Source organism: Streptomyces sp. NPDC037288, assembly GCF_055603265.1.
Genome location: NZ_JBVJVY010000019.1, coordinates 60,355 through 81,470, shown reverse-complemented (window position 1 = coordinate 81,470; position 21,116 = coordinate 60,355). Strand labels below are relative to the sequence as shown.

Sequence of the window (21,116 nt, the reverse complement as noted above, 5' to 3'; positions counted from 1 at the left end):
GGGTGCGGCACGCGCGCGATGTGGTCTCCGTCAGTCCCGCAGGTCCACCCGCACCGTCAGCAGGTCCGTGCCGAAGGCCCGTACCGCCGCGCTGTTGAAGCGGGGCAGGGAACGCAGGCGGGTCACCGGGTCGTCGTCGGGCAGGAGGTGCGCGGTGCCGTGGTGCCAGCGGCCGGCGATGCGGACGCGCACCCGGGGGTCGGCCTGGATGTTGCGCACGTACTGCGACTTGTGGCCGAACTCGGAGACCAGCCAGAACGATTCCCCGACGCGGCGCCCGCCGACCGGTGTCTGCCGGGGCAGGCCCGAGGTGCGGCCGGTGGTCTCCAGGAGGGTCTGGAACGGCAGCCGCCGGTTCAGCGGGTTGGCGAGGTACCGCTGGAAGCGGGTCACGAGGCGGTGCTTGAGGTCGCTGCGGCCTGCCATGTCTCTCTCCTGCTCCCCGGGCGCGGACGGCGCCCGCGTGGATGCTGTGTCGGCCTCGTGCGCGGCCTGTGACGCGTGGAGGGCCGTACGGCGTACGCGTGTTAGCCTCCCCCGCGGACATGAGCCGGCGCAAACGGGGGAGCGTGATGGGCGCGTCTTCGGACGGTTACACGGTCAGGTCCGGCATGTCCGGCCAGGCGAACGAACTGGACGGCGCCGGCGACGACGCGGGACACATACACAAGGCGATCGTCACCGACGCGTGTTACACGCAGGACGCCCTGGGCGGCGCCGAGTCGGCGGCGGCGTTCAACGCGTTCGCCTCGGCCTGGCTGGACGACGCGGCCACGCTGGAGTCGGCACTGCACGAACTCGCGGGCAAGGTGCGCCTCGCCAAGGGCGCGTACGGCGGCTCCGACCACGCCGTGGCCACGCGCGCCGCAGCCGTGTCCGCCGGCGGGGAGGGCCTCGGGAGCGGGGTCACCACCCTGCCCACGCCCGTCGGAAACGAGTACGTCACCACCATGCCCGTGCACGCCGACCGTCCGTCGGCCCTGACCAGGTACTGAGGGCGGGCCGATGGGACTGTTCGACCTGAACCCGCTGGGCGCCCTGGAGACCCCGGCCGGCCGCCGCTCCTGGCTGGCCGGCCTGTGCGCGAGCATTCCCAGGGCCGGGGACAAGAACGACCTGCTGGACCAGATCGACCAGGCGCTCCTCGTCCCCGCGCCGGCCGGCGACACGGCCACGCTCGAATCGCTCGGCAAGCGCTACCGCGACCAGGTCCACCACGCCGGTGATGTGCACGACCGGGTGAACAAGGTGGCCCACAAGGGTCTGCCGGAGGTCTGGGTCGGCGACACCAGCGTCCTCGCCTCCGACGGGGTGGCCGCCGCCGCCCGCGCCGCGACCAGGATGTCCGAGGCGTTCCAGGGCGGCGCGAAGGCGCTGCACGCGCTGGCCGACGCGCTCGGCACCGCGAAGAAACAGGACGCCGACGGCCGCGCGAAGATGCAGCAGGCCAAGCAGAAGCTCGGCCCCCCGGACAGCTTCTTCGACATCGGCAGCCTGATCGAGACCGACCAGGAGAAGGCGCGGAAGAAGGCGGCCCTGGCCGCGGGCCGCACGCTCGCCACCGACGGGGTCGAGCTGATGCACAGGGCCGCCGTCGCCGCGGACGACGCCGTGCGCGCCGCGGCCCGCGACCTGAACAAGTGGGCGGCCGAGGCGCGCGCCGGGAAGATGCACACCGGTCAGCTGTCGGCGGTGGACCGGCTGATGCTCGCCGACACCAGCGGCAAGGCCGGCGCGGCCGACTACAACGAGATCCTCACCGCGGCCGACCTGGAACGCTCCGGCCGGGCCATGGACGGGCTCTCGCCGGCCGACCGGGCCCGGATGGACCAGCTCCTCGCGGGGGCGAAGACCCCGCAGGAGAAGGCGTACCTGATGAAGGCGCTCGCCGCGGGCCACGGCGTCGACGACGTCCAGACGTTCGACGGCAAGATCCACGGCAAGGACCCGGCCTGGCTGCAGCGGCACCTGTCGCCGATCGTCACCGGCGCGGACAGCCTGAGGGACGAGGGGACGGACCCCACCAACGGCGCCAACCTCAACACCGAACTGCAGGACTTCGACGGCCAGGAATGGGCCCAGGGCGGCGACGGCCAGGAGGGCACGTGTGTCGCCTCCACCACGGTCACCGCGCGCGCCATGGTCGACCCCGTCTACGCCCTCTCGCTCACCGGCGGCCCCGGCGGGCAGGAGGACGACCCGGCGGCGTTCCGGCAGCGCCTCATAGCCGAACAGCACCGGATGCACGTGGAGGGCCACGGCGGTGCCGGCTGGGACGGCATGGACCTGCGGGGACAGGAGGAGATCTCCAACAAGGAGATCAGCCCGGAGACCGGAAGCTCCTACGCACTGCACGAGGTCCGCGACGCGGATTCCCGGCGCACCATCCTGCCGGACATCGAGAAGGCGGTGGCGGACGGGAAGCCGGTGCCCTTCGATGCCGAGGGGTACGAGGCGGACGGTACGCGGCACGGGCACTCCATGATGATCGTCGGCCAGGAGGGCGACAAACTGGAGATCTACAACCCGTGGGGGAAGACCACCTGGGTCAGCGAGGACGACTTCGTCAACGGCGGCATGGCGAAGGCCAGCGACAACCGGCTGCCGAACGCGTACGCCGTGCACCTGCCGCAGGACTGAGAGACCGGGGAACCGAAGACCGACCATGACATCACGTGCACCACTCCTCGGATCGGCCGCGCTCGTCTGCCTGCTCGCCCTCACCGGCTGCGGGAAGGAGGGCGGGGCCGGCGGCACCGGCACGCCCACCACGACGCCCACGACGGCCACACCCGGCACGCCGGCCACGCCCGGCCGGGCTGCCGGTGCCGAGTACGGCATCGACCACCGGACCGTCACCGTCGAGCCGGGCAAACGGTTCTCCCTCACCGTCCCGTCGGCCGCGACCCTGGGCGAGCACTGGTACCTCACCGATCCGAAGCCGGACGCGGCCGTGCTGAAGTACCGGGGTGTACGGGAGTCCGGCGACGACAGCGGCCTCGTCGGCGGCACCGGCGGCACCCAGTCCTTCGACTTCACCGCCCTGGCGAAGGGCAAGGCCACGGTACGGCTGCTGCACTGCCCCCTGAACACGTGCACCGGCCCCGGCCCCCACGACCGCTCCACCCTGGGCCCCAGCCCCGACGGCACGGCGTCCCCGTCTCCGTACCCCACCCTGACCGCCGTCCCGCACGCCCACGTCGGAGCAGGGTTCTACGTCTTCACGATCACGGTCCGCTGACCCGGACGACCGGAACCGAGGCCCTCATGCCCCCCGCCCCCGAAAGCCGCACCGACGACGAGGTCCTGGCCGCCACCGACGTGGCCATGCTGCTGCGCTACGGCCTGACCCGGGAGGCCTTCCGCACGGCCCTGTTCGGGGACGGTGCCATCGCCGCCGCGGTCGCCCTCGACCGGCTCGGCGTGCTGCCGCGCTCGCTGGTGTTCGTCGCCGAGATCGTCCGCTGCGGCGGCCTGGCCTACGCGGCCGGGCTGCCCGAGCCACTGCCGTCCCCCGAACCGGCCACGGTCCTGCGTGACTGGCTGACCGACGCCGCGCAGACGGCGACCATCCCGGAGGCCGAGGAGCGGGCCGCCCGCTGGCTGGAGGCGGTCGCCGAGATCATCGCCTTGCGCCGCACCACGCGCCGGGGCACCGCCTAGGCGTCCGCGTCCGCCAGCCAGTTGCCGTGGAACCCGAACGGCACCCGCGCCGGCAGGCGAACCGTGGCGACCGGAGGGGCCGTGAGGTCGTCGGCGTCCAGGACGACCAGGTCGCTGCGGTCGGTGGCGGCGTCGTACACGTACGTCAGGAGCCAGCCGGGGCCGCCGGGCGTGTCGTCGGCGGGGGCGAAGGCGGCCTCGCCGGGGGTGCGGCCGGGCCCGAAGTCGTGTGCGGTGGCGGTACCGGAGGACAGGTCGTAGCGGACCAGTGAGGTGCCGCTCGTCATGTGCCCGTGTCCGGCCGCGAGACCGGTCAGCCGGTCGTCGACGCGGGGGAACTCGCCCGGCCGGTCGTCGCACTGCTCCTCGCGGACCGTGCCGGCCACCGGGTCGACGGTCCACTTCCACAGCACCGCGCGCTGGGGCCGCGTGCCGCCGTCCGCGTCGCGGCGCCACATCTCCGGGTAGCGCATCACCCGCAGGACGACGGTGCCGTCCGGCGCGTCGTGGGCGTTGAGGACGTGGAAGACGTAGCAGGGGTCGACGGGGAACCAGCGGACCTCGCCGTGCGGGGCGTCGCGGCGCAGCAGGCCGAGCCGGGCGCCGTACCCGTCGTCCCAGCGGTAGGGCATGGTGCCGCCGGTCAGGGCCGGTTCGGCGTCGAAGACGACCGGCAGGTCCATGAAGACGACGTGCCCGGCGGTGAGCGCGAAGTCGTGCAGCATGGTCGGCCCGGGGACCTCGATCGGCCTGCTGAGCGTCAACTCCCCCGTGGCGTCGGCGCGGTGGTAGGTGAGGTGGGCGGGCTCCAGCATGCCGTAGCCGAAGAAGTGCAGTTCGCCGGTGGCCGGGCAGGTCTTCGGGTGGGCGGTCATCGCGGTGTGCAGCCGGCCGGCGAAGTCGTAGGGGCCCCGGGTGTCCAGGTCGCGGGTCAGCTCGTAGGGCAGGGCGGTCTCGACCAGGGCGAGGGTGCGGCCCGCGTGCCGGACGACATGGGTGTTGGCGGGGCCGGCGGTGAGGTCGCGCCGGCCGTGGCCGTCGTACGTCCGCGCCCCCTCCGTGAGGCGGCTGGTGCGCACCCAGCGGTTGCGGTAGGAGACGGCCCGGCCGCCCTCCAGGCGCACTCCGTGGACCATGCCGTCGCCGAAGAACCAGTGGCCGGAGGCGGCGTCGGCCGGGTTCGGGCCGTTGCGCAGGTACCAGCCGGCCAGTTCGGGCGGGATGGTGCCGGTCACCGGCAGGTCGTGCGCGGTGAGTTCCTCGGTGACCGGGGCGTAGTTGCCGCCCAGATGGCGGGGTGCGGCGGTCACCGGGCGGCCTGCCCGGCGGTCCGGGCCTTCGCCTGGGCGTGGGCGACGTAGCGGACGGTGAAGACCATCGGGACGGCGAAGCCGGCGATCTGGACGAGGGTCGCGGGTGTCGCGTGGGCGCGGCCGGAGTGGTCCAGCAGGGCGAGGACGACGGCGGTCACGGCGAACGCGGCGGTCCATACGGCGGTGATGACCACGTTGATCCGGATGAACGGCTTCAGCGTCCACAGCTCACGCGGCGTGGTGCGCTTGGCGATGCCCAGGGTGAAGGGCCGGCCGGCGGCCAGCGACACCCCGGCGATGACGGCGAGCGTGCCGGAGGAGAGGGCGGCGGAGTAGTCGTGCACGCCCGAGTGCGGGTCGGCGAAGGCGATGGCCGCGAGCACCGCGAAGAAGACCGCCGAGCCGCACTCGATGACGAGGGCGTCGAAACCGGCGCCGTCCCGCTTCTGCCGGGTGATGAGCGCCACGGACACCACCAGGGCGGCCAGGGCGCCCCACTGCCAGTGCCCCGAGGGGATGACGGCGAAGACGATCCACGGCAGGAAGGTGAGCAGGTACGACATGGTTCCCCCGGTCTCTTTGAGTTCCGAACTCGACATGTCAAAAGTAGAAGGTCAAGTCTCGACATGTCAACAGTGGAATGTAAGGTGAGGGGCATGAGCCTCAGACACGCACTGCTCGGCCTGCTCTCGGAGCGTCCCGCCAGCGGTTACGACCTGCTGAAGACCTTCGAGACCTCGCTGGCCAACGTCTGGCCGGCGACGCAGAGCCAGATCTACACCGAGCTGACCAGACTGGCGGGCTCCGGGCTGATCACGGTGGCCGCCGAGGGCCCCCGCGGTCGCAAGGAGTACGCGATCACCGACGAGGGCATGGCGGAGCTGCGCCACTGGCTGACCGAGGTCGCACCCCAGCGCAACACCCGCAGCGACATCCTGCTGCGCGTCTTCTTCCTCGGCGTACTGCGGCCCGAGCAGGCGCGCACCTATCTGACCGGCCTGATCGAGATGTCCCGGGAGGGGCACGAGCGGCTGCGGCAGCTCGCCGACTCCGTCGACTGGGACGACGACAACCTCTCGGTCTACGGCCGCATCGCGCTGGAGTACGGCCTGCGCTTCAACGCGATGCGGCGGGAGTGGGCCGAATGGGCGGCCGAGCAGCTCAAGCAGCCGTGAGGAAGACCGGGTTGGTGAAGGCGGCCAACGGCCCCGGCAGCGGTCCGAGGGCAGCCTCGTGCCGCAGCTCGGCGCGCACGTACGCCGCGCAGGCGGGGGTCGTACGCCACTCGACCGTGCCCGTGCCCGACACCGGCAGCGGATCGCTGGTGAACAGCACGCCCTGGTCGGTGACGAAACGGACCGAGCAGCGCGGGGCGCCCGAGACCTCCAGCCGGACCGTCACGGGGGTGTCGGCGGCCAGGGCCAGCCGTTCGCCGATGCCCGCCTGCTGCCCGCGCCCGCCCGTCACCGTGAGGCCGAGGGTCACGTTCTTCGATTCGGCCACGTACGAGCGTCCCGCGCGGATCCCTTCCTGGATCGCCTCCCGGGTCAGGTCGTCGGCGAGGACGACCGTCTGGGGCATGCCGACCGTGTCGGGGTCGCGGTGGGCGTCGCTGTTGCCCATCGCCGGGAGCCAGCCCCGTCCCTGCCGCACGGAGGCGACCAGCTGGTTGTCCCAGTCGGCCAGCGTCACCTCGTCGTCCGGGGTGTAGGGGCCGTTCCACACCTCGACGGCGTCCGCCTCGCCGAAGCCGAACTTCCAGCCGCAGCCGACGCAGGTGGCGTGCGGGTGGGCGGGGACGACCAGGCCGCCGGTGCGGCGGATCTCCCGGGCGAAGCGGGACCAGCGGTTGTCGCGGGCCCGGTAGCGCCAGTCGACGAACGTGCCGGGATCGGTGCCGAGCGCCACCACGTGGCCGTTGCGGGTGGTGACCTCCTCGCCGAGCATGATCAGCAGGTCGTCGCCCGCCTGGTCCGCCCAGTGGGCATGCGAGGAGTTCGTGTTGTGGTCCGAGGAGTTGATGAAGTCCAGGCCCGCCGCCCGCGCGAGGGCCGCGATCTCGGCCGGCGTGCGGCGGCCGTCGGAGTACCAGGAGTGCAGATGGCAGTCGCCCCGGTACCAGGCCCGGCCCCGCCCCTTCGCCCGGGAGGGCGGATACACCGGCCGCGGGGTCGTGCCCGCCTCGCCGTAGGTCAGCGTGATCGTCAGCTCGTAGGCCAGCCCCTGCGGCGCCACCGTGTAGGGGCCCAGCGCGACGTGCCAGGTGCCCTCCCGCATCGGGCCGGGGAGGTAGCCGGGCGTCGCGTCGTCGGCGCGGACGAAGAACTCCGTGCGCGCGCCGCCCGACCAGCCCCGGAAACCCCGGCCGCCCAGCTCGGTGCCGCGTTCGTCGAAGAGCCCGATGTCGAGTGCGTTGCCCTGGGTGCCGGCCGGGACCGACGGCTTGTCGTAGGTGTAGGAGACCTTGATCTCCCGTACGCCGGCGGGGACTTCGACCGGCACGTACACGAAGTCGGGGGAGCCGGGCGGGAGGGTGCCGCGCACCGTCCGCGTCTCCTGGCCCTGCCCGTCCGCCGCTGCGAAGCTCACGCTTCCCAACGTAAGGGCAGCGGCGGCGCCCGTCACGAACAGAGCGCGTCTGCCGATGCCGTGAGCCTGATCGTGTGTGTCTTCACCCATGGTGGTCACTCTCCCGTCCAGGCGTGAACTCCGGTGAAAGAGAAGGCGTTTCGCACTCGACAATGTGTCATGCACGCGCCGTTCATGGCCACGGTGCGGCGCAGTGCCGACCAGTCGGTATGGACAGGTGGAGTCCGGTCCGGTACGGATGGGCCATGCGTATCGCCGTCACCATCTTCCTGACCGACGAGACCATCGTGCCGGTGCGACTCGCCCGCGAACTCGAACAGCGCGGCTACGCCGGCCTCTACCTCCCCGAACACACCCACATCCCCGTGGAGCGCACGACCCCGTACCCCGCCGGCGGCGACCTGCCCCGCGAGTACGGCCGCACCCTCGACCCCTTCGTCGCCCTCGGCCAGGCCGCGGCCGTGACCCAGCGCCTCGGCCTCGGCACGGGCATCACCCTGATCGCCCAGCACGACCCCATCGCCCTGGCCAAGCAGATCGCCACCCTCGACCACCTGTCCGGCGGCCGTTTCACCCTTGGTCTCGGCTACGGCTGGAACGTCGAGGAGGCCGCCGACCACGGCGTGGCGTGGCGTACCCGCCGGGAACTGGTCCGGGACCGGGTGCGGCTCATGCAGGCCCTGTGGTCCGGGGAACCGACGGCCCACAAGGGCGAGTTCGGCAGCGTACGGGCCAGCCACGCGTACCCCAAGCCCGTACGCGAACCGCGCGGCCCGGTGACCGGCCCACGCACGCTCGTCGGCGGCGCCGCCGGGCCGAAGCTGTTCGCGCACATCGCCGAGTACGCCGACGGCTGGCTGCCCATCGGCGGCCGGGGCCTCACCGAGTCCCTGCCGGTACTGCGCGCGGCCTGGGCCGACGCGGGCCGCGACCCGGCCGCCCTCCAGGTCGTCCCGTACGCGGTCCAGCCCACCCCGGGCAAGCTCGCCCACTACGCCGAGCTGGGCATCGAGGAGGTGGTGCTCCAGCTGCCGCCGGCGGGGGAGGCGGAGGTGCTGCGGGTGCTGGACGCGTATGCGCGGCATCTGCCGGGCGTCTGAGGGCGCCTGACGGTGCGTCGGCCCTGGTGGGGTCGGCTCCTGTCATGGCCATCGGTAAACTGTCAGTGACGAAGCGAGTCGGATGAACAGCGGCAGGTGATCGACCGGTTCGGTTCCCGCACCCGACCCGGCGAAGAGAGCGTCATGAGAATTGCCTGGCTCACACGGCTCGCACTGCACTTCGACGAATTCGACTACAGCAAGGGGCCGCTGCCCGCCACCATCGGCACGGTCTCCGTACTGCTCGCCGCCCTGCTGGTCGGCCACGCGCTGCGGCGCCGCCGGACCGTCGCCCTGATCGCCGCCGGCCTCACCTCCGCCGCCGGCATCGGATGGCTGGCCTTCCACTGAGAGGGCACCCCGTGTGGGCGGAACAGGGCCGGGCGGGTGCTCTCCGGCCTGATCAAGCCGAACGTATGCTCAAAGAATGACGACTTCCGCGACCCCCGGAACCGGCCCGACCGAGAACTCCATGCGTCGCGCCCTCAAACGGGCCCGGGACGGCGTCGCCCTCGATGTCTCCGAGGCAGCGGTGCTGCTCCAGGCCCGCGGCGAGGACCTGACCGACCTCGCCGCGTCCGCCGCCCGGGTGCGGGACGCGGGTCTCGAACAGGCGGGACGCCCCGGCGTCATCACGTACTCGAAGAGCGTCTTCATCCCCCTCACCCGGCTGTGCCGGGACAAGTGCCACTACTGCACCTTCGTCACCGTCCCCGGCAAGCTGCGCCGGGCCGGCCACGGGATGTTCATGTCCCCGGACGAGGTGCTGGACATCGCCCGCAGGGGCGCCGCCCTCGGCTGCAAGGAAGCCCTGATCACCCTGGGCGACAAGCCGGAGGACCGCTGGCCCGAGGCGCGCGAGTGGCTCGACGCGCACGGCTACGACGACACCATCGCCTACGTCCGCGCCGTCTCCGTGCGCATCCTGGAGGAGACCGGGCTCCTGCCCCACCTCAACCCCGGCGTGATGACCTGGACGGACTTCCAGCGGCTCAAGCCCGTCGCCCCGTCCATGGGCATGATGCTGGAGACGACCGCGACCCGCCTGTGGTCCGAGCCCGGCGGCCCGCACCACGGCTCCCCGGACAAGGAACCGGCCGTACGGCTGCGGGTGCTGGAGGACGCCGGACGCTCCTCGGTGCCCTTCACCTCCGGTCTGCTCATCGGCATCGGCGAGACCTATGAGGAGCGGGCCGAGTCCCTCTTCGCGCTGCGCAAGGTCTCCCGGGCCTACCACGGCATCCAGGAGCTGATCATCCAGAACTTCCGCGCCAAGCCGGACACGGCGATGCGCGGCATGCCGGACGCCGAACTGGACGACCTGGTCGCCACGGTGGCCGTGGCCCGGCACATCATGGGCCCGTCCGCCTGCCTCCAGGCCCCGCCCAACCTGGTCGACTCCGAGTACGACCGGCTGATCGGCGCCGGCATCGACGACTGGGGCGGGGTGTCGCCCCTGACCATCGACCACGTCAACCCCGAACGCCCCTGGCCGCAGATCGAGGAACTGGCCGCGAAGTCGGCCGCGGCAGGCTTCGAACTACGCGAACGCCTTTGCGTCTACCCGGAGTTCGTGCGCCGTGGCGAACCCTGGCTGGACCCGCGGCTGCGCCCGCACGTGAGCGCGCTCGCCGACCCGGCGACGGGCCTCGCCCGCCCGGACGCGCCGGTCGAGGGCCGCCCGTGGCAGGAGCCGGAGGAGGCCTTCGTCCCGACCGGCCGTACGGACCTGCACCGCACGATCGACACCGAGGGCCGTGCCGCCGACCGGCGTGACGACTTCGACGAGGTGTACGGCGACTGGGAGGCGCTGCGCGAGGCCGCCGCGCCCGGCATGGCGCCGGAGCGCATCGAAACCGACGTGCGCCAGGCCCTGCGCACTGCGGCCGACGATCCGGCGAAGCTGACCGACGCCGAGGCCCTGGCCCTGCTGCACGCGGACGGTCCGGCGCTGGACGCGCTGTGCCAGGTGGCCGACGACGTGCGCCGGGCGGCGGTCGGCGACGACGTGACGTACATCGTCACCCGCAACATCAACTTCACCAACGTCTGCTACACCGGCTGCCGCTTCTGCGCCTTCGCGCAGCGCAGGACGGACGCGGACGCGTACACCCTCTCCCTCGAACAGGTCGCGGACCGCGCCCAGCAGGCCTGGGACGTGGGCGCGGTCGAGGTGTGCATGCAGGGCGGCATCCATCCCGACCTGCCCGGCACGGCGTACTTCGACATCGCCAAGGCGGTGAAGTCCCGCGTCCCCGGCATGCATGTGCACGCCTTCTCGCCGATGGAGGTGGTGAACGGCGCGACCCGCACCGGCCTGTCCGTGCGCGAGTGGCTCACGGCGGCCCAGGAGTCCGGCCTGGACACCATCCCGGGTACCGCGGCGGAGATCCTGGACGACGAGGTCCGCTGGGTGCTGACCAAGGGCAAGCTGCCGGCGGCCACCTGGATCGAGGTGATCACGACCGCCCACGAGCTGGGCATCCGTTCGTCCTCGACGATGATGTACGGCCATGTCGACCAGCCCCGTCACTGGCTCGGTCACCTGCGCACGCTGGCCCGGATCCAGCGCGAGACGGGTGGTTTCACCGAGTTCGTGACGCTTCCCTTCATCCACACGAACGCGCCGGTCTATCTGGCGGGCATCTCCCGGCCGGGCCCGACGACGCGGGACAACAGGGCGGTGACGGCGATGGCCCGCCTGCTGCTCCACCCATGGATCCCCAACATCCAGACAAGCTGGGTCAAGCTGGGCGCGGAGGGTGCGGCGGAGATGCTCCGCTCGGGTGCGAACGACCTGGGCGGGACCCTCATGGAGGAAACGATCTCCCGCATGGCGGGCTCGTCGTACGGCTCCTACAAGTCGGTCCGCGACCTGGTGGCCGTGGCCGAGGCGGCCGGCCGGCCGGCGAAACCGCGCACCACGCTCTACGGCGAGGTGCCCCGGGAACGGCAGCGGGCGGCGGAGGCCTCCGACGGCCACCTGCCGGAACTGCTGCCGGTCCTGGACTGAGTACGATGATCCGACCCTCGACCTGACGAGGGGCCCCGTAGCGGAGGAGATGCGTACCCGTGGCTGCCCGACTGCCCTCGTGGGCCTGGGTCACCGGCCTGACGGCGGGAGCGACCGCGGTCGTCGTGGCCCTCGCCGTACAGGCGGACCACGGGCCGCACCCCACGGCCGCCGTGGCCGGGCCGAGCCCGTCCGCGTCGGCGAGCGCCCACCCGCCCGCGACTCCCGGGAAACCGGCCGCGCCCGCCCTGCCGGACGACTCCGGCACGGGTCGCCGGATCGTGTACTCGGTGGGTGAGAAGCGCGTGTGGCTGGTGGACGCGACGGGGAAGGCGACCCGCACGTTCACGGTGTGGGCGGGCTCGGTGAGCCCGCAGCCCGGCCGCTACTCGGTCACCCTGCGCACCCCGTCCCTCAAGGGCTCGGACGGCGTCGAGATCGAGCACGTCATGTACTTCACCAAGGCCGAGGGCGTGAACATAGCGTTCTCCAACGCCCTGGACGGCTCCTCTCCGCCGCCGGCGACCGGCGGGCGGAAGCTGGGCGGCATCCGCCTCCACAAGGAGGACGGAGCCGCGCTGTGGTCCTTCGGCGATCAGGGCACCAGGGTGGCGGTCGTCAGGTAGCCTCCCCCTGCCGGGCCGGCAGCTGGTTGACGATCAGGGCGACCCCGCAGAGCACGACGATCCGGGTCGCCGCCTCCAGCCCGTTCCAGGTCTTGGACTGCCACATCGAGAACCACTCACCGCCGATCGCGATGAACCCGGCACCGAAGAGCAGCAACAGCATCAGCAGCCCGTAGGTGGACCAGCGCCGGGCGGCGTCGTCTTTGCGCCACGCCCACAGCCAGGTCCCCCAGATCAGCACGAGGGCCGCCGCCGTCTCCCACACGATGATCGCGACGTAGGCGGTGTCCTGAAGCCCGGTGCTGGTGACGGCCCGCCACATCAGGTCCGGGTCCTCGAAGGTGGTGTCCATCGCCAGCACATGCCGGACGAACTGCTGGTTCGTCCCGAAGTCGGTGATGTTCCCGAGGGCGACCAGGGCGATGTAGAGGGCGACTATGCCGGTGAGCACACCGGCGGCCAGCCTGAGGCCGGAGTTGCGTGTGGGGGTGGTGGTCATGGCTGAATTCTCCCCTGCCGCAGGCCCTGTTAGCGCGGGGGCATTGCGCCAGAATGAGGGGGACGTCGGGGGGAAGGGCGGGCGTACGGATGGCGCGGGCACGGCCTACGTTGCAGGAGCTGTTCGCGCGGCAGAGCCGGGCGGGGTTCGTCGGACGGACGGCTGAACGGGCCGCCTTCCGCGAGAACTTGGACATCGAGCCGGAGGACGAACGCCACCGCTTCCTCTTCCACGTCCACGGCGACGCGGGCGTCGGAAAGACGTTCCTGGTCAAGGAGTGGAAGCAGATCGCCCAGGAGCGCGGGGCGCTGACGGTGTACGTCGACGAGAGTGCCGGGAGCGTGCCGGAGGCGATGGAGGCGATCGGCCTCCAACTCGCGCAGCAGGGACACCGCCTGAAGAAACTGGAGGAGGCGCTCGTCGCCCACCGGGAGCGGCGGCACGAGGCGGAGGCCGAGGTGGCGACCCTGGAGCCGGCGCCCGAGGGCCCGTCCCCGCTGGCGACGACCGCGGTACGGCTGGGTATGGCGGGCCTGGGCGCGCTCCTCCCGGGCGCCGGCGCCTTCGTGGGAGCGGTGGACGCGGGCCAGCTGGCGGAGGGCGCGACCCGCCTGAAGGCCAGGCTCAGCGCCCGCTTCCGCAACCAGGAGGACGTACAGCTGGTGCTGTCCCCGGAGCGGGTGCTGACACCCCGGCTGCTGGACGAGCTGGCGGCGGTGACCTCTTCGGTCCCGTGGCTGGTGTTGTTCTTCGACACGTACGAACGCACCGGCCCCTTCCTCGACGGCTGGCTGCACGAGCTGATGACCACCGACCGGTACGGCGCCGTCCCCGCCAACGTCATCGTCGTCACCGCGGGCCAGGGCCCTTTCGACACCGCCCGCTGGGGCGGCTTCCCGGACTGCGTGCGGGACGTCCCGCTCGGCCCGTTCACGGAGGCGGAGGCGAGGGGGCTGCTCGCCGGCCGGGGGGTGGTGGCCGAGCCGGTGGTCGCGGAGGTGCTCCGCCTCACCGGCGGCCTGCCCGTCCTCGTCTCCACCCTCGCCGAAGCCCGCCCCGCCGACCCGGACGACGTGGGCGACCCGAGCGCGACGGCGGTGGGACGGTTCCTGAAGTGGGAGCCCGATCGGCGGCGGGCGGTGGCCCTCGCCTGCGCACTGCCCCGGCGGCTCGACGCGGACGTGTTCCGGGCGGTCGTGGGCTGCCCGGAGGAGGAGGCCGGGGCCCTGTACGACTGGCTGCGCGCGATGCCCTTCGTCAGCGAGCGGGGCGACCGGGTGCAGTACCACGACGTCGTACGTGCGCCGATGCTGCGGTTGCAGCGCCGCGAGTCACCGCAGGGGTGGACGGAACGGCACCAGCGACTGGCGGACGTCTTCGGCCGCTGGAAGGAGGAGCGGCGGGCGGGGCTGACCGACCCCTGGGCTGATCGACGGTGGCGGGAACTGAGCCTGGCCGAGACGTATCACCGGTTGTGCGCCGGGGAGCAGGGGGCGCTGCCGCGTGTGCTCGGGGCCATGGTGTGGGCTCGTGTCCACAGCGCCGAGGAAGGACGCCACTGGGCGCGGATGCTGGCCGAGGCCGGAGCAGACCTCGAGGACGAGGCGCTGGCCCGCTGGGGCGCGGACCTGCTGCGCGCTCTGCAGGCTCCGGACCGGGCCGCCCCCTTCACCCTGCTTCTCGACCGGGCCGCGCTCGACACCGCCTCCCGGGCCCTGGCGCACGCCGTCCGCGGCGGGCTCTTCAGGACCGACGGCGCATACGAGCGCGCCATGACCGAATACGACCGGTCCCTCGCCCTGGACCCCGGCCTGGCGCGCGCCTTCCACGGCCGCGGTGCCGTCCGCGCCGCACTGGGCGACTACGAGGGCGCCATCGAGGACCTGGACCGGGCGACCGCCCTGGCACCCGACGACCCCCGGCACCTGACCACACGCGGTGACTACCACCGGATATCCGGGCACTACGACGCCGCGCTACGAGATCTGGACCGAGCGATCGAACTCGACCCGACGCGGAACGTCGCCTGGGCCGTGCGGGGCACCACGTACCACGCGCTCGGCCGGTCCGACCTCGCACTCGCGGACCTGGACCGGGCCCTCGAGATCGCCCCGGACTTCGTCTGGGGCCTGGTCCGCCGCGCCCGCGTACGGCGGTCACGGGGCGAGCGCGCACAACAACTGGCCGACCTCGACCGCGCCGTGCACCTGACTCCCGAGGCGCCCTGGGTGCTGTGCGAGCGGGGCGACGCGTTGAGCGCGGCCGACCGCGAGGAGGAGGCGCTCGCCGACTACCAGAGGGCCATCGACCTGGATGCCGATTACGCCTCGGTGTACGCCAGCCGAGGCGCCCTGCACAGCAAACACGGCCGCGACGAGGAGGCGGTCGACGACCTCGACCGCGCGCTGAGCCTCGCGCCGGACTACCCCTGGGCCCTGGTGCACCGCTCCAGGATCCACCGTCGTCGGCGCGTGTACGACAAGGCGCTCGCCGACGCCTACCGCGCGGTCGAGCTGGACCCCGACGGCGCGTGGGCCCTGGCGAACAGGTTCCTGACGGACATCGGCGTCGGCCGGCTGGAACAGGCTTCCGCGGCCCTGGACCGGTACGTCACCATGAGCCGTGCCGACGCCGAGTGGGCACAGCCGCAGGTGTCCCGCCTGCGGTTGTTGGACGGCCGCTTCGAGGAAGCACTGGCCGCGGCGGACACGGCCGGGGACCGGTGCTGGGCGTACCTGCTCCTGCGGGACTGGCCGCGGGCCCGGGCGGCGGCCGAGGCCGAGCGGCCGGAAGACGAACCGTCCCGCCTGCTGAGGCTGGCGCTGGCGGTGAGCGGAGGGGAGGGTCTGGCCGCCGCCCGCCCTGTGTGGACGAGAATTCTCCCCGCGGTACGGCGAGACGGTCCCCGGCCACCGACCCTGCGTGTCCTCTTCGCAGCCACCCTCAGCACGGCCTTTCACAGGTGGCCCCTCCTGGACGCATCGCTGGACCGTGCGCTGGTCCTGTATGACTGGCCCGGCCTGGCGACCCTGGCCGACCACCTCGGCATCCTGCTGCACAGCCCCGGCATCGACCGGTCCAGACTCGCACCCCGCCTGGCCAGGGTGATCACGGCCCGCGACGAGATGCGGGCGCGTTACGCGGAGTGAGCGGCGAAGTCCAGGAACTCCGTCCAGGTGGTATCCCTGACGGCGAGTTGGGCGCCGTTCCGGTTCTTGGAGTCGCGGAGGTGGACGGCGCCGGGGGTTATGGCTACTTCGACGCAGTCGGGGCCCTCGTTGCTGCTGTAGCTGCTCTTGAACCACGTCAGCGTGCGGGTGGTCATGTCTCTTCTCCCAGCACCTTTTCGATAAATGTCAGCGACTCCCGGGGCGGGAGAGCCTGCGCTCGGATGATCCCATAGCGCATCTCAAGAAGCTGTACTTCCCGGGGGTCACTGATCAGCCGGTTGTAGGTCTGCCCTTCCTCGTGTGCCACGGTTTTGCCGTTCCGGAGCTTCAACAGGCGAAACGGCCCACCCATGCCCGCATGGTCTTCGCGGTCGGTTGGCATCACCTGGATCTCGACGTGCCTCAACGTGCCGACGTTCAGAAGCTGTTCCAGTTGCCGCCGCAACACCGTGCGGCCTCCGATGGGGCGCCGCAGGGTCACCTCTTCCTGAACGAACGTGATCGTCGGGCTCGGTACGCGCTCGAAGATCTCCTGCCGCGCCAGGCGGGCGCTGACATGACGGTCGATCTCCTCCTCCGTATACGACGGGCGTCGCATCGTGTACAGGCCTCTTGCGTACTCAGGGGTCTGCAACAGGCCATGCACGTAGTGGTTGGCGTAGGCGCCCAGCTCGACTGACTCGTCCTCCTGCTGCTTCAAGTCCCGGACGTTCTTCGGATACCGCGCCTTCTCCACATCCTCCTTCATCGCCGCCAACTTGCCGCCCGCACCCAGCACTTCGTCGGCCGCGTCCAGGAAGTCCGGCTTGGGGGAACGCCGTCCGCGTTCCACGGACGAGACCATCTCCTCGCTGTACTTGATCCGCGCCCCCAACTGCCCCTGCTTCAGCCCGGCGGCCTCCCGCCACACCTTGATCTGCCGTCCGACCGCCTTGAGTACGGCCTCGGCCTCTTCGTCCTCCACGCTGCCCCCTTGTGACGTACGAGCCGTACGACCACGCCGAGCGCCCGGACAGTGACGCTGCGTACTGTGGTCGTCGCTGTTCAGAGTAGGGATCGGCGGCCACGCTGGGTGACATGAATGAGAAAACCCGCCTCACGATCCAGCTCTCGGCGACCCGCAGAGGCGCCCGCCTGGCCCGGCTCTTCGCCGAGCGCCAACTGGACGAGTGGGGCGTGCCGTTCGAGGAGGCGGTGCACATCGTGGCGGAGCTGGCGGCCAACGCCGTGCTGCACGGGCGGGTGCGAGGGCGGGACTTCCGCCTCGGACTGACGCTGCACGACGACGGCACCCTCCGTATCGAGGTGACCGACGCCCGGGGCGACGGGGGCCCGTGTCTGCACGAGCCGGTGGCCGAGGGGTCGGAGACCGGCCGGGGCCTGCGGATCGTCGCGGCGTACGCCGACCGCTGGGGCGTGGAAAAGGCGCCGGCGAACGCGAAGACCGTATGGGCCGAGCTCGTACCGGGTCGCGGCGGTCCATGACCAGGGCGCCGGCGGCGAAGTCGTCGCGGAGGCGGAGTGGCGGCTGAACGTGCCGTGAGGTCCGCTCACCTTTCCGCCGCCGGGACCAGGACCGGGGCGAACACGGGGTCCTGTCCCGTTACCGCCCCGAGCAGCGGGCCCTGCGCCACCACCGGCCGGACCTTCGTCAGAAGAAGGTCCAGGAACTGGTCGGGGGGAATGACCCGTGGAGGGTGATTTGCCCGCGTGAACGGACCGTTCCCCGTCGATTACAGTGCCTAGCGTCGTACGGACGGACGGTGCCATGAGGAGGTCTGCGTGGGTACGACATCCGGGGCCGTCTGGGGCCGAGCCGAACAGCAGGACTTCCGCAGCCGGGTGCGCGGTGCCCTGCTCGGGGTCGCCGTGGGCGATGCGCTGGGCGGGCCCGCCGATCCGCTGTCCCTGGACGAGATCCGGACCGCCTACGGCCCCGAGGGGTTGCTCGACCTGGCCTTCGGGCACGGGCGGCGCGGTACGGTCACCCACCACACCCAGCTCACGCTGTTCACCGTGGACGGCCTGATACGCGCGCAGGTACGCCGGGACACCGGCGCCTGGCACCCGCCGACCGATCTGCACCGGGCGTACCTGCGCTGGACGGCGACCCAGCGGGACTGGGGGCCCGACGAGCGGCGCAAGGACGACGGCTGGCTCGCGCGCGAGGAGTGGCTGTACGCCCGGCGCGAGCCGACCCGGGCGCTGCTCATCGGGTTCGGTGACGAGACCATGGGCACGCTGGAGTCGCCGAAGAACCCCGGTGAGCTGGGTCCGGAGGCCGTGGCCCGGTCGGCGCCGTTCGGGCTGCTGGTCGGCTGGGAGCCGCAGTTGGTCGCACAGCTCGCGGTGGAGTGCGCGGCGCAGAGCCACGGGCACCCCATCGCCTACCTGTCGGCGGGCGCGTACGCCGTGATCGTGCATGGCCTGGCCCGGGGCGACAGCCTGGACGGTGCCGTGCAGCGGGCCCTGTCCCTGCTGGCCGCCCGGCCGGGCCACCAGCCCGTCTCGGACGCGCTGCAGCATGCGCTGGGAGCGGTGCGGCAGGGGATTCCCGGTCCGACGCGGGTGGAGGAACTGGCCGGCGACGGTACGGCGGACGGGCTTTTGGCGGCGTCCGTGTACTGCGCGCTGGTGGGGGAGGACGTGCGGCACGGGCTGTGTCTGGCGGTGAACCAGAGCGGACCGTCGGCGGCGGCGGGCGCGCTGACCGGTGGTCTCCTCGGCGCCCTGCACGGCGAGACGGCCCTCCCGCCGGGGTGGCTGGCGGAGCTGGAGGGCCGTCCCACGGTGCTGGAACTCGCCGACGACTTCGCGATGGAGATGACCCAGGGGCCGGCCCTGCACGGGCCCGCCGGGTCGTCGCCGGGGTGGCTGGCCCGGTATCCACGGGCCTGAGCCGGGCACCCGCGGCGGCGGACCGGGGCCCTAGGCCCGGGTGCAGGTGTGCTCGGTCGTGCTGCCGTTCTCGTCCACGTGCATGATGTGCAGAACCCCGTGGGCGTACATCACCTCCAGCCGCTGACCGGAATCGGTGCCGGCCGTCCCGGGCGGCTGCCAGGGGAGGACCTGGTTCGCGAAGTCGCCGACCGACGCGGGGACGTGGGAGGCGGCGGCGCTCTGTGCGCCGGAGCTGTCACCGCCCATGTCCTCGGGGACGCTCATCACCAGCCGCCCGCCCTGGAGCGCCCAGGTGCCCTTGACCGACTTCCCGCTGCCGTTCATCGACCACGTACCGTCGGCGATGTTCATGGAGTAGGAGAAGGGGGCTCCGGAGGAGGGCTTCGAGGTGACCTTCCAGGAGCCGCGGACGAACGCCGCGAAGGCCTTTCCGGTCACCCCGGGCGCCGGCGACGATCCGCTCGGGCCGGCCGTGCCCTTGCCCGTCCCTGTCGCCTGGCCCTTCCCCGGCCCCTTCCCCTTGCCCTCGTCGTTCCCCTTGCACGCCGCCAGCAGCGATGCGCCGACGCCGACGGTGAGATAGCGCAGGGTGGTACGGCGGCCCACCAGCCGGGAGGCCGCCCGCCACGCTTGGATGCTCATTCGTTCCCCGTTCCTGCCGATCAATGTCAACGGGCAGGTTACCCAGGCTGGTTGGACACGCCCAACGCATCGTCCCCCGCACTCGCGGGCACCGGAACCGCGGCCACCGCATCACCGTCGGTGTTGACCTTCTCGATGATCGCCAGGCGTTCCGGTGTGTCCTCCGGCTTCACCAAACCGATGACGACGTACAGGACGAGGGACACCGCCAGCGGCACCGAGACCTGGTACTGGAGGGGGACCCCGCCGGAGACGTGCCCGTTGACGGGGTAGTTGACCAGCCAGAACGCCAGCAGGCCCGCCGCCCAGCTGGTAAGGGCCGCCGTGGGGCCGGAGCGGCGGAACGGGCGGAGCAGGCCCAGCATCATCGGGATCGCGATCGGGCCCATCAGCCCGGCCACCCACTTGATGACGACGGTGATGATGTCCTTGAAGGCGGGGGAGTCGACCTGCGTGGCCACCGCCATGGACAGGCCGAGGAAGACGACCGTCGTCACGCGGGCGGCGATCAGGCCCGAGCGCCGGCCCCATGTCCGGGCCCGTGCGGACAGCACCGGCGCCACGTCCCGCGTGAACACCGCCGCGATCGCGTTGGCGTCGGAGGAGCACATGGCCATCGTGTGAGAGAAGAAGCCGACGACGACCAGCCCCAACAGGCCGTGCGGCAGGAGCTGTTCGGTCATCAGGCCGTAGGAGTCGGAGCCGTCCGGCTTCTGTGCGTGGTGTAAAATTGTTCGCCTTGGTGAGCAGCGTCTATATATACGAACAGTCGGGCAGGGTGGGCCCGTTGCCTCAGCGCATCAGCTCTCCCGCGTTGACCAGCAGGGACTGGCCGGTGATGGCCCGAGCCCGGTCCGAGGACAGGAACACCGCCGCGTCCGCCACGTCCCCGTCCGTCGCCAGCTCCGGCAGCGCCATCCGCTCCGTCAGCCGCCCCAGCACCTCCGCCTCCGTCAGCTCTTCGCTCTGCGCGGTGAACTGGACGTACGCCTGCACCGGCGGCCCCCACATCCAGCCCGGCAGTACGGTGTTGACCCGGATCCGGTGCGGTCCCAGTTCCCGTGCCAGCGAGTACATCGCGCTGGTCAGCGCCCCCTTCGAGGCGGCGTACGCGGCCTGCCGCACCTGGGAGGGCGCGGCGAGTGCCGACTGCGTCCCGATGAAGACCACCGAACCGCCCCCACCCGCCTTCAGTGCCGGCAGGCAGGCCCGTGTCATCCGGAGGGTGCCGAGCAGGTTCACGTCGATGACCGACTGCCAGGTCGCGAAGTCCGCGTCCTCGAGCCCGCCGAAATGAGAGTCCCAGGCGGCCACGTGCACCACCGCGTCGATGCCGCCGAAGCGGGCCCGCGCCAGCTCCGCCAGCGCCGTGCACTGGTCCTCGTCGGTGATGTCGGTCGGCCGGTACGCCGTGCGCGTGCCGTCCGGGTCGATCTCGGCCGCGCTCTTGGCGAGGTTCGCCTCGGTGCGCGCCCCGAGCACCGCGTTCCCGCCGTCCCGCACGACGGCCGCGGCGACCTGGCGGCCGAGCCCGGCGCCGACTCCCGAGACGACGACGGTCTTGCCTGCGAGCAGGGACATCGGTGCCTCCCGCGGTATG

Annotated in this window: 21 protein-coding genes and 1 pseudogene; 12 read left to right on the top strand and 10 right to left on the bottom strand. The window is 72.1% G+C overall.

Annotated features, from left to right (window positions below; all coding sequences use genetic code 11):
- Positions 1-30: 30 nt before the first annotated feature.
- Entirely contained in the window at positions 31-426 is a 396-nt protein-coding gene (locus tag ACZ7GZ_RS21960) for a nitroreductase/quinone reductase family protein (protein WP_471026575.1), read from the bottom strand.
- 146 nt (positions 427-572) lie between these two features.
- On the opposite strand from ACZ7GZ_RS21960, the gene ACZ7GZ_RS21955 reads away from it, so the two are divergent.
- The 4 genes from ACZ7GZ_RS21955 to ACZ7GZ_RS21940 are packed head-to-tail and all read left to right on the top strand — an operon-like array spanning position 573 to position 3,663.
- Complete coding sequence (locus ACZ7GZ_RS21955) at positions 573-995, top strand: hypothetical protein (RefSeq protein WP_471026574.1); 423 nt, start codon at positions 573-575, stop codon at positions 993-995.
- A 10-nt stretch (positions 996-1,005) separates the two neighbouring features.
- Positions 1,006-2,640, top strand: coding sequence for a peptidoglycan-binding protein (locus ACZ7GZ_RS21950; RefSeq protein ID WP_471026571.1), 1,635 nt, complete (start codon positions 1,006-1,008; stop codon positions 2,638-2,640).
- A gap of 25 nt (positions 2,641-2,665) precedes the next feature.
- Positions 2,666-3,241 carry a protease inhibitor I42 family protein gene (locus ACZ7GZ_RS21945; RefSeq protein WP_471026570.1) on the top strand — a complete coding sequence of 192 codons (576 nt, stop codon included), beginning with the start codon at positions 2,666-2,668 and terminating at the stop codon, positions 3,239-3,241.
- Positions 3,242-3,267: 26 nt separating this feature from the next.
- Positions 3,268-3,663 (top strand): hypothetical protein, encoded by a 396-nt coding sequence (locus ACZ7GZ_RS21940; protein ID WP_471026567.1) that lies wholly within the window; start codon positions 3,268-3,270, stop codon positions 3,661-3,663.
- Here ACZ7GZ_RS21940 and ACZ7GZ_RS21935 read toward each other — a convergent pair.
- Both ACZ7GZ_RS21935 and ACZ7GZ_RS21930 read right to left on the bottom strand, forming a co-directional pair.
- On the bottom strand, positions 3,660-4,973 hold the full coding sequence (locus ACZ7GZ_RS21935) for a carotenoid oxygenase family protein (RefSeq protein WP_471026566.1): 1,314 nt from the start codon (positions 4,971-4,973) through the stop codon (positions 3,660-3,662). The two genes, ACZ7GZ_RS21940 and ACZ7GZ_RS21935, sit on opposite strands and share 4 nt — an antisense overlap.
- A complete protein-coding gene (locus ACZ7GZ_RS21930) occupies positions 4,970-5,575 on the bottom strand; it encodes a hypothetical protein (RefSeq protein WP_471026564.1) in 606 nt (201 codons plus the stop codon). Before ACZ7GZ_RS21930 ends, ACZ7GZ_RS21935 begins: the two co-directional genes overlap by 4 nt.
- Before the next feature lie 57 nt (positions 5,576-5,632).
- On the opposite strand from ACZ7GZ_RS21930, the gene ACZ7GZ_RS21925 reads away from it, so the two are divergent.
- Positions 5,633-6,151, top strand: a complete 519-nt coding sequence (locus tag ACZ7GZ_RS21925) for a PadR family transcriptional regulator (RefSeq protein WP_471026563.1) — start codon at positions 5,633-5,635, stop codon at positions 6,149-6,151.
- Here the strand turns inward: ACZ7GZ_RS21925 and ACZ7GZ_RS21920 are convergent.
- Positions 6,138-7,655: a CehA/McbA family metallohydrolase gene (locus ACZ7GZ_RS21920; RefSeq protein ID WP_471026562.1), complete on the bottom strand. Its 1,518-nt coding sequence runs from the start codon at positions 7,653-7,655 to the stop codon at positions 6,138-6,140. The two genes, ACZ7GZ_RS21925 and ACZ7GZ_RS21920, sit on opposite strands and share 14 nt — an antisense overlap.
- A gap of 155 nt (positions 7,656-7,810) precedes the next feature.
- Between ACZ7GZ_RS21920 and ACZ7GZ_RS21915 the strand changes: the two genes are divergently transcribed.
- The 4 genes from ACZ7GZ_RS21915 to ACZ7GZ_RS21900 all read left to right on the top strand — a co-directional run bounded on the left by ACZ7GZ_RS21915 (position 7,811) and on the right by ACZ7GZ_RS21900 (position 12,304).
- On the top strand, positions 7,811-8,665 hold the full coding sequence (locus tag ACZ7GZ_RS21915) for a TIGR03619 family F420-dependent LLM class oxidoreductase (protein WP_471026559.1): 855 nt from the start codon (positions 7,811-7,813) through the stop codon (positions 8,663-8,665).
- 144 nt (positions 8,666-8,809) lie between these two features.
- Entirely contained in the window at positions 8,810-9,016 is a 207-nt protein-coding gene (locus ACZ7GZ_RS21910; RefSeq protein ID WP_471026557.1) for a hypothetical protein, read from the top strand.
- A 76-nt stretch (positions 9,017-9,092) separates the two neighbouring features.
- The gene (locus ACZ7GZ_RS21905; protein ID WP_471026554.1) at positions 9,093-11,678 is read left to right on the top strand and encodes a bifunctional FO biosynthesis protein CofGH; all 2,586 of its coding nucleotides are present in this window, start codon (positions 9,093-9,095) and stop codon (positions 11,676-11,678) included.
- A 59-nt stretch (positions 11,679-11,737) separates the two neighbouring features.
- On the top strand, positions 11,738-12,304 hold the full coding sequence (locus ACZ7GZ_RS21900) for a hypothetical protein (protein ID WP_471026551.1): 567 nt from the start codon (positions 11,738-11,740) through the stop codon (positions 12,302-12,304).
- Here the strand turns inward: ACZ7GZ_RS21900 and ACZ7GZ_RS21895 are convergent.
- Entirely contained in the window at positions 12,297-12,803 is a 507-nt protein-coding gene (locus ACZ7GZ_RS21895) for a DUF2165 domain-containing protein (RefSeq protein ID WP_471026549.1), read from the bottom strand. The genes ACZ7GZ_RS21900 and ACZ7GZ_RS21895 overlap by 8 nt on opposite strands.
- Positions 12,804-12,892: 89 nt before the next feature.
- On the opposite strand from ACZ7GZ_RS21895, the gene ACZ7GZ_RS21890 reads away from it, so the two are divergent.
- Positions 12,893-15,952 carry a tetratricopeptide repeat protein gene (locus ACZ7GZ_RS21890; protein WP_471026547.1) on the top strand — a complete coding sequence of 1,020 codons (3,060 nt, stop codon included), beginning with the start codon at positions 12,893-12,895 and terminating at the stop codon, positions 15,950-15,952.
- On the opposite strand, the gene ACZ7GZ_RS21885 is transcribed toward ACZ7GZ_RS21890, so the two are convergent.
- Complete coding sequence (locus tag ACZ7GZ_RS21885; protein WP_471026544.1) at positions 15,940-16,128, bottom strand: DUF397 domain-containing protein; 189 nt, start codon at positions 16,126-16,128, stop codon at positions 15,940-15,942. The genes ACZ7GZ_RS21890 and ACZ7GZ_RS21885 overlap by 13 nt on opposite strands.
- Positions 16,125-16,937, bottom strand: coding sequence for a helix-turn-helix domain-containing protein (locus tag ACZ7GZ_RS21880; RefSeq protein WP_471026541.1), 813 nt, complete (start codon positions 16,935-16,937; stop codon positions 16,125-16,127). The genes ACZ7GZ_RS21885 and ACZ7GZ_RS21880 overlap by 4 nt, the downstream gene beginning before the upstream one ends.
- A 113-nt stretch (positions 16,938-17,050) precedes the next feature.
- On the opposite strand from ACZ7GZ_RS21880, the gene ACZ7GZ_RS21875 reads away from it, so the two are divergent.
- Positions 17,051-17,458: an ATP-binding protein gene (locus ACZ7GZ_RS21875; protein WP_471026539.1), complete on the top strand. Its 408-nt coding sequence runs from the start codon at positions 17,051-17,053 to the stop codon at positions 17,456-17,458.
- A gap of 297 nt (positions 17,459-17,755) precedes the next feature.
- Positions 17,756-18,871 carry an ADP-ribosylglycohydrolase family protein gene (locus ACZ7GZ_RS21870; RefSeq protein ID WP_471026537.1) on the top strand — a complete coding sequence of 372 codons (1,116 nt, stop codon included), beginning with the start codon at positions 17,756-17,758 and terminating at the stop codon, positions 18,869-18,871.
- 30 nt (positions 18,872-18,901) lie between these two features.
- On the opposite strand, the gene ACZ7GZ_RS21865 is transcribed toward ACZ7GZ_RS21870, so the two are convergent.
- From ACZ7GZ_RS21865 to ACZ7GZ_RS21855, 3 genes and pseudogenes are all read right to left on the bottom strand, one after another.
- Entirely contained in the window at positions 18,902-19,516 is a 615-nt protein-coding gene (locus ACZ7GZ_RS21865; protein ID WP_471026535.1) for a hypothetical protein, read from the bottom strand.
- 38 nt (positions 19,517-19,554) lie between these two features.
- Positions 19,555-20,247, bottom strand: a pseudogene (locus tag ACZ7GZ_RS21860) (SLC5/6 family protein); the annotation flags it as partial.
- Positions 20,248-20,308: 61 nt separating this feature from the next.
- Positions 20,309-21,097 (bottom strand): SDR family oxidoreductase, encoded by a 789-nt coding sequence (locus tag ACZ7GZ_RS21855; protein WP_471026534.1) that lies wholly within the window; start codon positions 21,095-21,097, stop codon positions 20,309-20,311.
- Between the last annotated feature and the right edge of the window lie 19 nt (positions 21,098-21,116).

Excerpts from the sequence above, each read along its gene's own strand:
- ACZ7GZ_RS21890 (WP_471026547.1), top strand. The coding sequence starts at position 12,893 with ATGGCGCGGGCACGGCCTACGTTGCAGGAGCTGTTCGCGCGGCAGAGC.
- ACZ7GZ_RS21865 (WP_471026535.1), bottom strand. The coding sequence starts at position 19,516 with ATGAGCATCCAAGCGTGGCGGGCGGCCTCCCGGCTGGTGGGCCGCCGT.
- ACZ7GZ_RS21925 (WP_471026563.1), top strand. The coding sequence starts at position 5,633 with ATGAGCCTCAGACACGCACTGCTCGGCCTGCTCTCGGAGCGTCCCGCC.
- ACZ7GZ_RS21950 (WP_471026571.1), top strand. The coding sequence starts at position 1,006 with ATGGGACTGTTCGACCTGAACCCGCTGGGCGCCCTGGAGACCCCGGCC.
- ACZ7GZ_RS21930 (WP_471026564.1), bottom strand. The coding sequence starts at position 5,575 with ATGTCGAGTTCGGAACTCAAAGAGACCGGGGGAACCATGTCGTACCTG.
- ACZ7GZ_RS21910 (WP_471026557.1), top strand. The coding sequence starts at position 8,810 with ATGAGAATTGCCTGGCTCACACGGCTCGCACTGCACTTCGACGAATTC.
- ACZ7GZ_RS21855 (WP_471026534.1), bottom strand. The coding sequence starts at position 21,097 with ATGTCCCTGCTCGCAGGCAAGACCGTCGTCGTCTCGGGAGTCGGCGCC.
- ACZ7GZ_RS21955 (WP_471026574.1), top strand. The coding sequence starts at position 573 with ATGGGCGCGTCTTCGGACGGTTACACGGTCAGGTCCGGCATGTCCGGC.
- ACZ7GZ_RS21905 (WP_471026554.1), top strand. The coding sequence starts at position 9,093 with ATGACGACTTCCGCGACCCCCGGAACCGGCCCGACCGAGAACTCCATG.
- ACZ7GZ_RS21940 (WP_471026567.1), top strand. The coding sequence starts at position 3,268 with ATGCCCCCCGCCCCCGAAAGCCGCACCGACGACGAGGTCCTGGCCGCC.
- ACZ7GZ_RS21920 (WP_471026562.1), bottom strand. The coding sequence starts at position 7,655 with ATGGGTGAAGACACACACGATCAGGCTCACGGCATCGGCAGACGCGCT.
- ACZ7GZ_RS21960 (WP_471026575.1), bottom strand. The coding sequence starts at position 426 with ATGGCAGGCCGCAGCGACCTCAAGCACCGCCTCGTGACCCGCTTCCAG.
- ACZ7GZ_RS21875 (WP_471026539.1), top strand. The coding sequence starts at position 17,051 with ATGAATGAGAAAACCCGCCTCACGATCCAGCTCTCGGCGACCCGCAGA.
- ACZ7GZ_RS21915 (WP_471026559.1), top strand. The coding sequence starts at position 7,811 with ATGCGTATCGCCGTCACCATCTTCCTGACCGACGAGACCATCGTGCCG.
- ACZ7GZ_RS21945 (WP_471026570.1), top strand. The coding sequence starts at position 2,666 with ATGACATCACGTGCACCACTCCTCGGATCGGCCGCGCTCGTCTGCCTG.
- ACZ7GZ_RS21885 (WP_471026544.1), bottom strand. The coding sequence starts at position 16,128 with ATGACCACCCGCACGCTGACGTGGTTCAAGAGCAGCTACAGCAGCAAC.
- ACZ7GZ_RS21895 (WP_471026549.1), bottom strand. The coding sequence starts at position 12,803 with ATGACCACCACCCCCACACGCAACTCCGGCCTCAGGCTGGCCGCCGGT.